Annotated in this window: 16 protein-coding genes and 1 pseudogene; 6 read left to right on the top strand and 11 right to left on the bottom strand. The window is 62.8% G+C overall.

Features of this window, described 5'->3' with window-relative positions; genetic code table 11:
- The coding region (locus tag ACTJKE_RS36130) for an alpha/beta fold hydrolase (protein ID WP_440693866.1) at positions 1–704 on the bottom strand (704 nt) is incomplete at its 3' end.
- A gap of 118 nt (positions 705–822) precedes the next feature.
- Here ACTJKE_RS36130 and ACTJKE_RS36125 point away from each other — a divergent pair.
- Entirely contained in the window at positions 823–1,854 is a 1,032-nt protein-coding gene (locus tag ACTJKE_RS36125) for a GlxA family transcriptional regulator (protein ID WP_440693864.1), read from the top strand.
- Between the two features lie 357 nt (positions 1,855–2,211).
- Here the strand turns inward: ACTJKE_RS36125 and ACTJKE_RS36120 are convergent, their stop codons facing one another.
- The 6 genes and pseudogenes from ACTJKE_RS36120 to ACTJKE_RS36095 form a co-directional block, all read right to left on the bottom strand.
- Positions 2,212–2,586: a DUF1515 family protein gene (locus tag ACTJKE_RS36120; RefSeq protein ID WP_057254447.1), complete on the bottom strand. Its 375-nt coding sequence runs from the start codon at positions 2,584–2,586 to the stop codon at positions 2,212–2,214.
- On the bottom strand, positions 2,573–2,830 hold the full coding sequence (locus ACTJKE_RS36115; RefSeq protein WP_440693862.1) for a hypothetical protein: 258 nt from the start codon (positions 2,828–2,830) through the stop codon (positions 2,573–2,575). Before ACTJKE_RS36115 ends, ACTJKE_RS36120 begins: the two co-directional genes overlap by 14 nt.
- Positions 2,831–2,950: 120 nt before the next feature.
- Positions 2,951–3,154, bottom strand: a complete 204-nt coding sequence (locus tag ACTJKE_RS36110; RefSeq protein ID WP_440693860.1) for a hypothetical protein — start codon at positions 3,152–3,154, stop codon at positions 2,951–2,953.
- Positions 3,151–3,816, bottom strand: a complete 666-nt coding sequence (locus tag ACTJKE_RS36105; protein WP_440693858.1) for a hypothetical protein — start codon at positions 3,814–3,816, stop codon at positions 3,151–3,153. Before ACTJKE_RS36105 ends, ACTJKE_RS36110 begins: the two co-directional genes overlap by 4 nt.
- A 10-nt stretch (positions 3,817–3,826) precedes the next feature.
- Positions 3,827–4,135: pseudogene (locus ACTJKE_RS36100) on the bottom strand (hypothetical protein); the annotation flags it as partial.
- Positions 4,087–4,347 (bottom strand): hypothetical protein, encoded by a 261-nt coding sequence (locus ACTJKE_RS36095; protein WP_440693856.1) that lies wholly within the window; start codon positions 4,345–4,347, stop codon positions 4,087–4,089. The gene ACTJKE_RS36095 and the pseudogene ACTJKE_RS36100, both read right to left, overlap by 49 nt.
- 368 nt (positions 4,348–4,715) lie before the next feature.
- On the opposite strand from ACTJKE_RS36095, the gene ACTJKE_RS36090 reads away from it, so the two are divergent.
- The 4 genes from ACTJKE_RS36090 to ACTJKE_RS36075 all read left to right on the top strand — a co-directional run bounded on the left by ACTJKE_RS36090 (position 4,716) and on the right by ACTJKE_RS36075 (position 6,770).
- Positions 4,716–5,084, top strand: coding sequence for a tetratricopeptide repeat protein (locus ACTJKE_RS36090; RefSeq protein ID WP_057254007.1), 369 nt, complete (start codon positions 4,716–4,718; stop codon positions 5,082–5,084).
- Positions 5,085–5,509: 425 nt separating this feature from the next.
- Complete coding sequence (locus tag ACTJKE_RS36085; protein WP_176907390.1) at positions 5,510–5,677, top strand: hypothetical protein; 168 nt, start codon at positions 5,510–5,512, stop codon at positions 5,675–5,677.
- Positions 5,678–6,011: 334 nt separating this feature from the next.
- A complete protein-coding gene (locus tag ACTJKE_RS36080; protein WP_255571009.1) occupies positions 6,012–6,143 on the top strand; it encodes a hypothetical protein in 132 nt (43 codons plus the stop codon).
- A gap of 324 nt (positions 6,144–6,467) precedes the next feature.
- The gene (locus ACTJKE_RS36075; RefSeq protein WP_113398944.1) at positions 6,468–6,770 is read left to right on the top strand and encodes a hypothetical protein; all 303 of its coding nucleotides are present in this window, start codon (positions 6,468–6,470) and stop codon (positions 6,768–6,770) included.
- 127 nt (positions 6,771–6,897) lie between these two features.
- On the opposite strand, the gene ACTJKE_RS36070 is transcribed toward ACTJKE_RS36075, so the two are convergent.
- A complete protein-coding gene (locus ACTJKE_RS36070; RefSeq protein WP_057254004.1) occupies positions 6,898–7,443 on the bottom strand; it encodes a BA14K family protein in 546 nt (181 codons plus the stop codon).
- Between the two features lie 117 nt (positions 7,444–7,560).
- Positions 7,561–8,643 carry a D-alanine--D-alanine ligase family protein gene (locus tag ACTJKE_RS36065; protein ID WP_440693853.1) on the bottom strand — a complete coding sequence of 361 codons (1,083 nt, stop codon included), beginning with the start codon at positions 8,641–8,643 and terminating at the stop codon, positions 7,561–7,563.
- 190 nt (positions 8,644–8,833) lie between these two features.
- On the opposite strand from ACTJKE_RS36065, the gene ACTJKE_RS36060 reads away from it, so the two are divergent.
- Complete coding sequence (locus ACTJKE_RS36060; protein ID WP_440693851.1) at positions 8,834–9,415, top strand: dienelactone hydrolase family protein; 582 nt, start codon at positions 8,834–8,836, stop codon at positions 9,413–9,415.
- A gap of 427 nt (positions 9,416–9,842) precedes the next feature.
- Here the strand turns inward: ACTJKE_RS36060 and ACTJKE_RS36055 are convergent, their stop codons facing one another.
- Together ACTJKE_RS36055 and ACTJKE_RS36050 are read right to left on the bottom strand one after the other, a co-directional pair.
- The gene (locus ACTJKE_RS36055; RefSeq protein WP_440691910.1) at positions 9,843–10,772 is read right to left on the bottom strand and encodes an SDR family NAD(P)-dependent oxidoreductase; all 930 of its coding nucleotides are present in this window, start codon (positions 10,770–10,772) and stop codon (positions 9,843–9,845) included.
- 111 nt (positions 10,773–10,883) lie between these two features.
- Positions 10,884–11,342 carry a MarR family winged helix-turn-helix transcriptional regulator gene (locus tag ACTJKE_RS36050; RefSeq protein WP_063891506.1) on the bottom strand — a complete coding sequence of 153 codons (459 nt, stop codon included), beginning with the start codon at positions 11,340–11,342 and terminating at the stop codon, positions 10,884–10,886.
- Between the last annotated feature and the right edge of the window lie 70 nt (positions 11,343–11,412).

Below are 11,412 nucleotides of genomic sequence, written 5' to 3'. Positions count from 1 at the left end.
CCCGGGCGGTTGAAGCCGAAGAACGGACCCGAGGCGATATCGCGGTAGAGCTTCGAGCGATCCTTGAGGCTTGCCGCCTGCAGCCCGTCGAACACCTCCTTCGGCAGGCCGCCGGGGTTCTTGTCGGTCTTGACCATCAGCGGCGGCACCGCCGAGATCAACCCGGCCTTGGCGACGCGGCTGGTGCCGTGGCGGCCGATGTAACGGCTGATCTCGCCGCCGCCGGTGGAAAAGCCCGCAAGGAAGATGCCCTTCAGATCGAGCGCATTGATCAGATCGGCAAGGTCGTCGGCATAGTGATCCATGTCGTTGCCGTCCCAGGGCTGCGACGAGCGCCCATGGCCGCGGCGGTCATGGGTGATGACGCGGAAGCCATTGGCGGCGAGGTGGAAGGCCTGCGCTTCCCAGCTGTCCGACGACAGCGGCCAGCCGTGGCTGAGCACGACGACCGGGCCATCCTTTGGACCCCAGTCCTTGTAATAGATCTCGACGCCATCGCGGGTGGTGATGCGGCTGCCCATGGTTTTTGCTCCCTCAGTACCGGCTGCGCCGGCGGTTGATGCGGTGGTGGATGCGGCCTTGGCCGGAATGTTCATTGCGTTGACTGCGGCTGCGGTCGTCGCCGCACCAAAGGCGGCTGAAAGAACCGTGCGGCGAGAAAGGCCATTGGAAACGCTTGCGGAAACTGCTTTTGCCTGTGTCATTGTCCTCACCTTTTCGATCTCTGTTGCCCGGCTCCCATCCCGTGGAAGCGATGGTTGAATTGATAAATCGGCGGGCCTAACCTCTCGACCGGCAAAGCTGACAACGATGGGGGCAGAAGTGACAAAACGAGCGGAAAGCGAACCGGCGGAGATCGGCATCGTCGTCTACCCGCGCGCCCTGATGTCGGCGATCCACGGGCTGACCGACATGTTCCAGGTGGCGAGCATGCAATCGGTCGAACAGAGCGGGGTAGACGCTCCCCAGATCCGCATCAGCCATTGGAAGCTGCAGGAAGACGGCTCGGTGGCGAAATCACGCGACCCCCACCAGGATCCCTCCTCGAGCCTGGTGGCGCTGATCCTGCCGCCGACGCTCGCCGATCTGCCGGTCGGGGAGCGCATCGGCACCCTGCCCGCCTTCGTGCGCGAGCAGCATCAACGCGGCACGACCATCTGTTCGGTCTGCGGCGGCGCCTATCTGCTCGCCGAATCGGGCCTCGCTGCTGGCCGTACCATCACCACGCACTGGTCGCACCAGGACCTGATCGCCAACCGCTACGGCAATATCCGCGTCGACACCGACAGGCTGCTGATCGACGAGGGCGACATCATCACCGCCGGCGGCATGATGGCCTGGATCGATCTCGGGCTGAAACTCGTCGACCGGTTCCTCGGAACCGACGTCATGCTGGCAACGGCGCGGTACATGATTATCGATCCCGGCGCGCGCGAGCAGAGCTACTACAGCGTCTTCGCGCCGAAGCTCGATCACGGCGACAACGTCATCCTCAAGATCCAGCACTGGCTGCATGGCACCAGCACCAAGGGCGTGACGCTGCAGATGATGGCGGAGCGCGCCGGGCTCGGCGACCGCACGTTCCTGCGTCGCTTCCAGAGGGCGACCGGCTTCAATCCGACGGAGTATTGCCAGCGGCTGCGGATCGCCAAGTCACGCGATCTGCTGGAGCGTTCGCATCTCTCGATCGAGCAGGTTGCCTGGCAGAGCGGCTATGACGACACCAACGCCTACCGCAAGATCTTCCGCAAGATCCTCGGTCTCTCGCCAAAGGAATATCGCCTCCGCTTCTCGGTATCGGATGGTGCCCGGCGAATGGCCGCAGGAGCGCCGAATGCGGTGCCGGCTTTGTGACCTAGGGCGCTCCATCGATTGAGCGCGCCAGCAAGCTGCATCCGCTCAAGACCCGACCAAAGTGACAGCCCACAGCGCATCTCCTGGTAGGTTCTCGCCACCTGGCGCTCCCCCGATAAAGGACAACAAGCCGATCATGGGCGACGGCAACGCCGTCTTGGTGACCCCGAAGGGATAGAAAACGCAAAAACCGCCGCGCGCCCGTTGGGGCGCGCGGCGTGCATTGAATATAGTGGTTTGGAACGATCTTCCTTGGACGAGCGGTCAATCCAGATCTGACTTGTCTCGGAACTCGGCCGGCAAATCTCGTCGACCCAGCTTAGGCCTTCGCGGCGCCTCCGATCTCAGACGGCCCCGTCAGCCCTTGCCCATGATGACAAAGACGACGCGGCGGATCGCCTCGGCGAAGCTGACGCCCAGCGCCATCGCCGCGATGCCGGTGACGCCCAATGCGCCGATCCCCATCAGCTTCCAGCGCCTGACGTCGTCGGTCACCGGCTTCATCTCCGCGACGTCCGCACCGATCGCCGAGACAGACGCCTCGATCTCACCCACGCGATCGACCAGCTGCTCCATGCGTAGATGTACGCTGCCATGAATGGCGGCGTACTTGTCCTCGGCACGGCGGCTGCCCTCCTCGATCCGGCGGATGGATTCTTGCAAGCCGCGCATGCCCGCAACCAATTCGCCGAGCTGGCGGTGAACGGCAACATCGATTTCAACTGCCGACATCGGCGCGCCCCCCATGCCTGGTGCATTCCGCCCGTGTCCAGATTTCCGCAGCACAGAGGCCAACGGCCGTGCGATCAATCCGGCGTTGATCGGCAGCAGTCGCGCCGCGCGCGCCGACGAGATCAGTTCCGACGACGCCCCGCAGACCCGGAACACTGGCCGGTTGCGAAGTTCCACAACCCGCCTGCATCAAGGCAGGAATCGTAATCAAAGCGCTTTTCGCGAGCGCGGCTCTGAGCGTCATTGTTCTGCCTTTCGATAGCATTGGCTATGGAACGGGCACCGTCGGCCCGGATTTCGTGAACGAGCCAGACGATGCCGGCGAGCAACAAGCCGCCGGCCAACAACTTCGGCCAGGGTAGCATCATCTGGCCCAGCCAAGGCGGCGCGCGAGCACGTACCAGGTTTCGGAGAGGACGCCGGCAGCAAGGCCGACGCCAACCTCCAACAGCATCTGGATGTCCGGATCATCGGCAATCGCGGGACCGGTTTCAGGCGCCAGCAAGCCCATCGCAACAAGCAAGCCGGCGCCATAGCGCAACACGATGCGGATCATCACGGCGCTCATTTCGCCCGCCTCGCGAAAATTGAGACAATCACGGTGACAAGGCGTTCGAAGATGTTGCCAAGAGACAGGGCCGAAGCGCTGACGCCCTCGCCTTTTGCCTCCGATCCCGACGTTCCGGGTCGAAGCACCACGATGACGCCCGCCTCTGCCGGCCCCACCTTTTGCTGGCCACTCCGGCCATATCCGGCTTCCCGCAATGCCGCCTCGAACGCCCGACCATAAGCCTCGATCTTCGGACCATTTTGCCTGATGTCACCATTGATGATCGCGCGGGATGCCGCATAACGATAGCCGGTTGCCGCCCCGGAAAGGCTCTCGTCCGTGTCGAAGTCGGAAAGCCGTTTCCCGGTAAAAAGCCCCTCCGTCATGCCGTCGAACAGGATGCGCACTGCGGTCGCCATCTCGCTCGCCTGTTCAGGTGCCGCCGCGATGCCGAACTTCGCATAATTCGCCTTGCCGGTTATCTGGGCCAAACCGCGCCCGCGATAGCGCCACCCGTCATCGGCCTCCACATTCCCGAGCCGCCCGCCATAGACCCGGTTCGCAAGCTTTCGCGGCTTGCCAGCATAGGGTTCGGCACTCGCAAGTGTCGGGAATCGAGCGGGCCACACCTGGGTGAGCCGCTTCGCGGAATAATTGAGATTTTCTTCAACCGGCAGCATGGAGCTGCCGGTTTCGTGGTACAAAGGCGATGAAGACCAGGTTCTGCTCCGGCCATTGCTTCACCACCCAGCCTGCCCCGGTGGCATTCGCCGCCCGCCGCCAATCGTCCTCGATCGCGCGCGAAACCGAAACCTGGCTCAGCGCCTGGCGATCACGCTGGAACACCTGCGAGATCGGCGTGAGCCCGTCGCTGGTGGCAATCAGGATATCGCCGCCGGCGCGGATCCAGGCATTCTTGCCGAGCGGCCGGCCGATCTGGTAGACGCCCTTCAGGGCAAAGCTGTTGGCATCACTCGGGTCGGAGCCGGCGTATAGTCGAACATGCCCTTGAGCACCGGCCGCGTCAGCCAGCGCTTGCTGGTGGAAGCGGCCGAGAGTTCGATGACGCCGGCCTCCGGCGCATAGTTGTGAAACACCACCCCGGCGACGAGCGCGCCGTGTTCCTCCACGCCCATCGTCGTGAAGTCGGCAAAACCGCGTTCGCAGCCGGCGATGTGGCTCGCCACGAAGTCCGCGATCGTCTGGTTCACGGTGGCATTGTTGGCACCACCCCAGATGCCCCGACCTGCAGCGTCGCGAGGTCGACTTCCAGATCGAGTTTGGCCGCTCCGCCGGAGGTGATGGCGCAGCCAGCCCAGCGCAACGCGCGCCGAGCGTGACAGCCGATCACAGAAAATTGCGGGTGTCACGCCGGATGTCACGCTTGCAACCTTGACTTCAGGTTGTATCCGGTCATCAATGCGGCCCACCGGGTTGCCCCGTTTCGGGTCCTCTTGGCGGAATGCATCGCAAGCGCCCTGCTAGCCAGGGAAAAGCCAAAGTAGTTCAAGATTTTGAGTAATTTATCAGCCTAGCAGGCCCGCTGCGGGAACCGTGTGATGGATGCAACAGGTGTCAGATGATCCGCAACGCGTTCAGTAAGTTGAAGACCATTTTCACCCCGCGGCCCTCCGCAACGAATATCTCGCCCAGGTTGCTTGAACTGGCCACCTCGGGGAACGTCGACGCCCAGGCAAAACTGGCCGAAATCTATTTCAACGACGGCGGCGAGGAACACTACGCCGCCTCGCTTCACTGGAACCGGCAGGCCGCCCGCCAGGGTCATCCCGCCGCGCAGGCCCGTCTCGTCACCATCTATCAAAGGGGGCTCGGCGTCGAGCGCGATCCGAAAGAGGCCTCGCGCTGGCTTCGCAACATTGGGCAACCGCGCGCGCGAATTGAGCCCGCCCGCGCCGTTTCCGGCAAGATCGCCAAACAGGAAGCATAGCAAGCGCCAACCGGCCTTCGCGAAGCACCGTAACGATCCGCAACGGTCAGGCGACCTTTGCGCGTCCGATAAGACGCGCGGCGCTGTAGGCCGCTCGCCTTAGCTGACCCGGAATCAAAAAGGCCGCTTCAATGACGAAACGGCCAGCCTGTAATATCCTTAGCCCGCTTCCGGGCGCTTGGCAAGCCCCGCCGCCTAAATTTGTTTCTGTTTTGTTCTTTTTTTCGCGAGCCGCCTGCGTCGCTCGCCTCACGCCCACCTGCCGTCTCGCCCGCCCGCTCCCATCGTTTGGTGATATAGTTACGCCCGGCACGCGACACTGCCTTTGCCCCGCGGCGATGGGCCGCCGGCCAGGACCAGGCGTGCCATGTCCGGTTCGATGGCGAGGCGGTCGAAGGCCGTTCCCACGACGACGGGAGGATCCCATGACCCCACGATATCTGCTTGCCGCTGTTATCGCGGCGCTTGTCGCGCTTGCCGGCTGCACCACCGACCAGGCCAGCCGCAGCACCGCCCCTGCCCCAAGCCAGGGAAACCAGGGCACGCAAGGCGGCCAAGGCATGAGCCAGGGCGGCGGAAGCTCCGGCTACTAAAGCATGTCGCGCAAAAGTGCGTAGCGGTTTTGCGATAACGACACGCGACAAACCAATAAAGCACGTCGCGCAAATGTGCGCAGCGGTTTTGCTGCGACAACCCAAAACTGAACGGCCCTGTGACGAGCGTCGCCGACCGCAGGCTGCCTGTCCAGTCCGCGTATGACAGCACCGCCATGCACGGAGCCTGCCGGCACCGTTCGCCTCGCTTCGGCGCTTGCTGATTGAACCTCCGGCGCCGAAACGCGTTGAGTAACCATGACGCGCAATCTCGGTGCCACGCCATTTGTTTGCGCGCATTCTGTGTTAAGCTTCCCCTTGGGAGGAAAATGCCATGGAGAATTTCTTCGCACTCGCCGCCATCGTCGTCGGCTCCGCCATCCTGGGGCTTGCGCTTGCCTACGGAATGCGCCGCAAGGACGCACACCGTCCTCCCGACCATGACGACGCCCGGTTGAAGTTCTAAAGCCTGTCGCGCAAAAGTGCGCAGCGGTTTTGCGACAACGACATGCGAAATATCAAGAACTTAAAGCGCAAGGAGCGAATCTGAAAGATCGCGACGCTTTAGAGCCGCTGGCTCTTCCATGAAACGTGCTAAGCGCGCAAGCGCCCGCTTCGCAGCGCCACTCGTTCGCCGGGCCGCACCATCTTGAGCGCGGACAGCGTCGACTGGCGACAGCGAGCACTTTGGCTCCCTTCCTCTCACAGACGTTCCCCTGCCCGGCAGCCGGGAACCTTTCCCGCCTCCTCGCCTTACTCCTTCGACATGACCAACCGAGGAGATGCGAGGATGAGCAAGGCGAACCCGAAATCACGTGATCTCAGGCAGACACCCGAAGACCTGTCGCAACCCGCAGAACCGACCGTCGTGCCGATCGGCAGGATCCCGCCGTTGCCGGTCGATCTGGTTCCTGAGGGCGATGACATTCCGCCGGGTGACCAGGGCCGCGTGCCGCCGGTTCCGAGCCGCGATGAGGCCAATGTGAACCCGGACGACGCCCTGCCCGAAGACGGCGAGGAGAAAATCCTCGACGACGACCCGGCGCGCGAAAAGACCCGCTTCGACGAGGAGCTTCCGAAGAGCAGCCGATAGGCATGTCGCGCAAAAGTGGGCAGCGGTTTTGCGATAAACGACATGCGGCTAACTGACTTGCAAGCATGAACAGAAAAGCCCGCCGGTCACCACAACCGACGGGCCTTTTTTTTGGAACGCGCTTCGCTCAGAAGTAGGGCGAATAGCACTGCTGGCGCGGGCCGCCATAGGGCTGAAAGCTATTGTCCCAAGCGCGGTACGAGCGGTAGCGGGCATAGCACCAGTCCACGTGCCGCGGGTTCACCCCGGCATCCGCCCTGCGCGGCGGAGCGGCAATCGCGCCGCCGATGATGATGCCGGTGCCGAAGGCCGCCAGCGGATACCACCAGCCGTCATTGTGGCGACGATAGCCGTAGCGCTCGTAGCGATAGCCGCGGTAGCCGTTATAGTGTCCATAGCGGTAGCCGCCATCCCAGCCCGGGCGCGGACGATAGCCGCCATGCCAGCCTGGCCGCGGGCGGTAGCCGCCGTCCCAACCGGGGCGCGGGCGATAGCCGCCATGCCAACCGGGCGGACGCCGGCGATAATGGCCGCCGTTCCATTCCCGGTGCTGCACCAACTCGACGTCGCTCTTCTGCACCCGCTCGATGGCAACCGCCGGCACGGCATTCGCCGGCGTGATGCCCGAAAGAGCCGTAACCGCCGCCATTATGACGATGGCAATCTTCTTCATCTCATCACCTGTCCGTTTGGAAACAGGCGGCAGTTTCGCGGAATGACGTGAACCCACAATGAATGCGATACATCTAATATGTAATACAACCCAAAGGCGGCATCCGCGGCCAGTGTTTCATGCGCGCGCGGCCCCATCCCCACGCAACGCGAGCGCATGCGCAATCAGCGTTTCCACCGCCGCGCCATAGGAGATTCCGTCTGCCGCAAGCGCCTTGGCATACATGCTGATATTGGTGAAGCCGGGAATGGTGTTGATCTCGTTGATGACCAGGCTTCCATCCGGCCGCAGGAAGAAATCGACGCGCGCCATGCCGGCGCAGGCCAGCGCCCGGAAGGCCCGCTCGGCCATCTCCTGCGCCCGCGCGCCAACCTCCTCGGCAAGGTCCGCCGGCGCCTTCACGATCGCGCCGCCGGCGTCGACATATTTGGCGTCGTAGCTGTAGAAACCGTGGCTTTCGGCGGGGATGATCTCGCCCGGCCGCGACACGGTGAGCCTGCCCTTGGCGTCTTCCAGCACCGAGCACTCGATCTCGCGGGCCTGCACGAACTCTTCGATCAGCACCTTGTCGTCGTGGCGAAACGCCTCTTCCAGCGCAGCCGCAAGCCCGTCGAGGCTATTGACACGGCTGACGCCGACGGACGAACCCTGCCGTGCCGGCTTGACGAAAACCGGCAACCCCAGTGTTTCCAGGATGGTTTCGCCGGAATAGGCGTCCTCCTGATGCAGCGCGATGGCACGCGCGACCGGCAGCCCCTCGGCCGCAAGCAGGCGCTTGGCGAGCACCTTGTCCATGGCGGCTGCCGAAGCCGCAACGCCGCAGCCGACATAGGCGACATCGGCCGTCTCGGCATAACCCTGCACCGTCCCGTCCTCGCCGAACGGCCCATGCAGCACCGGAAAGATCAGGTCGACGGCCGGCAGCAGCCCTTGCGTTCCGTCGGCGGCAATGGTGACCGCCCGCCCCTTGCCGCCCGGAATCAGCGCAACTTGCGTTCCTGCCGCCGGAATGGCCCGCGGCAGCTCACCGTTTTCAAGCTCGAGCAACAGCCAGCGCCCATCCTTGGCAATGCCGATCGGCACGATCTCGTAGCGTGCTCTGTCAAGCGCCGCGACGACGTTGCGCGCCGACATCAGTGAAACCTCATGCTCCGCCGAACGCCCACCAAACAACACGGCAATGCGCAACTTCCCTGTCATGACGTCTTTCCTTCAGAATCGTGGCCAATGCTGATCCGCAAGGAAGCGGTCGAAGATGGCAACAAGACGTCAAGGAGACGTGCTATCGCTGCGACAGGAAAATTTTCTCAATCGACCGCAACACCGCTTGACCCTTCAGGCGGCGAGACACAATTGGAACGCGAAGGATAATTTGAAGGAGAAGTCGTCCATGGCCGAGGTCCTGCTCTTCCATCACGCCCAGGGGCTGACCCCGGGAATGCACGCTTTCGCCGAGGACCTCCGGGCCGCCGGACACACCGTGCACCTGCCCGATCTCTTCGAGGGGCGCACCTTCAACAGCATCGAAGAAGGCCTTGCCTATATCGGCGAGGTCGGCTTCGATGAGATGCGCGAGCGCGGCGTTCGCCTCGCCGACGCTCTTCCCCAGGGCCTCGTCTATGCCGGCTTCTCCTTCGGCGTCCTGCCGGCACAGAAGCTCGCCCAGACCCGGCCCGGCGCCCGCGGCGCCCTGCTCTTTTACTCCTGCATCCCGATCAGCGGTCAGTGGTCCTTCGGCCCCTGGCCGGATGGCGTGCCCGTCCAGATCCACGGCATGGACAATGACCCGATCTTCGTCGGCGAAGGCGACATCGACGCTGCCCGCGAACTCGTCGAGAAGGCCGACGATGCCGAGCTCTTCCTCTATCCGGGCGACCAGCACTATTTCGCCGACAGCTCGCTGCCGTCCTACGACGCGGCGGCAACGGCGCTGCTGACGGATCGGGTGCTTGCTTTTCTCAGGCGGGTCTGAGGCTGCCCTATTGTAGGAAAAGCTCGGAGTTGCTCAGCAATCCCACCAATCGGTCATGGTGGCCTTGGCCGCTTTGCGCCAACAGTAGACATTCGCCGACCGCGGCGCCGTGGCCGATATGGGGCCGAGAGCGGGACGGCAGGTTCCGGGCAGCAGCATTGATGAAGCGGACATTCGCTATCGGCTTAAATCAGCAGGTCGGCCATTGACTGCTGTCGACCCCTCCAGGTCGCCCCTTGACCTGGATGTGAGCATCTGCTTCGGCCAAAAGCTATCGTCCATCGAGTGCGCAGCTGCCAGTCGCTACGCACTCGAGGATTCAGCTCAGTGGCCGGTGAATTAATCGCAAAGCCATGGCATTTTCGAGGTGGACGATGCAGCTCCGAAACATGCGTTCCGGATCGCCCCGGTTAGCGACCTGGATTAGTCACCCTGATATATCCGCCCCAAAACGCACAGGATTCTCATTTCGGTCGAGTGACGTTTGCGTTTCACGGACGAAGCGCGCCCGGTTCGCGTTGACGAAAGCTTCTACGGTCATCAGCGGGCCACCAATAATCTTCGTGCCGATGTCATCGAGACCGGCGAGGAGACCCTCTTGCTGGTCCAGCTCCGCAGCTTCGAAGTGCCGCCGCAAGACGGTGTCATCCTCGAGCCCCGCGAGCTCCAGAAAGGCCGATACGGTAAGCTGCTCGAAGGGCAGATCGACTCCGAGGACCCGACCAACCTCTGCTGCGAGCTCCTCGTGACTATACTCCTTCGGGCCGTGCAGCTGGTAGGCTTGGCCGCCGTGGCCTTCCGGTTTCTCCAGGATGTTGGCGATGATCTTCGCCGTATCGGCCGCGGCCAGCGGAGCAAAGCGGCCATCCTTGTTGAATGGCATGACGTAGCGGCCGCGCTGGATGAATGTCGAGATGTAGAGGAGCCACTCGGCGAAGAAGGTGATGCGCAAGTTCGTCGTCGGGATGCCTGACCACTTGAACACCTGCTCCGAAAGCCAATGGTTCTGGGTCACCTTGCTGCGCGCGTCGGGCCTGGATTGCTTGTGGGACAAGTTGACGATGTGCTCGACGCCCTGCTCTCTCGCCACCTGTGCGAAGATGACTGCCGCCTCCACGAGACCGTCGGCAATGGGATAGCAGAAGTAAGCGCGGTCGACGCCGTCGAAAGCCAGCCGCATATCGCGCAGGCTGGTGATGTCCCCATAAACGATCTCGGCACCCAGACTGGCCAGCTCCTGCGAGCGAGCGTCCTCCCGACGAGCGAGGGCGCGGACCTTTAGGCCTTTCTTCAGCAGTTCCTTCACGGTCGGACGCCCCGTATCTCCGGTTGCACCGGTCACCAGAATCGTTGTCATCGCATTTCTCCTTTCGATAATGGCATCAGGCGCTCCGCGGCGTCCTAATGCTGCATATACAACACATAGGAAGCAGTGTTGTATATGCAATACCATAATTTCAGATTCCGGCTAATCGCGCGGAATGTCGTCCGCGACGGTCTTGATTGCGCTCAAGCCTGCTTGCCCAAGCAGCTTGGACGCTCGTTCCTGCCCCGCCCGCCAGGCCGGCATGGATGAAAACAGCAGGTCTTCGCCAGCTTTGCTCAGCCGAAGGGGGCGCTGACGACCTTGAACCTTGTCGGGGACCTCTTCGATCCATCCCGCGTCCAGCATCAGCTTGAGGTTTCTCGTCAAGGTGGAGCGATCGAGGCAGTTGGCTCGGCCGATTTCGGCACGCGTCGCGACGCCCATCCGCATGATTGAACCGAGTAAGGTGTGTTGCGACGACACTAGGCCGAACGGCCGCAGTTCCTCGTCGAAGATGTTGGTCATGACGCGTGAGATAAGGCGCGCCCGCGAAATTACGCAGGCATCTTCCAGTTCCCGCAGCATTGCTCGTCTATCGTCGGGTAGGGAACGCAGGTTCATAGTCTCTCGATGATGCATCTACAACATGTAGTCAACCAGTATCGCGTTTCAAGGAGGATACGAAACCCTG

It is taken from the genome of Ensifer sp. 22521 (assembly GCF_052044795.1).
Classification (GTDB): Bacteria; Pseudomonadota; Alphaproteobacteria; order Rhizobiales; family Rhizobiaceae; genus Ensifer.
This window is presented reverse-complemented; position numbering and strand designations above follow the sequence as displayed.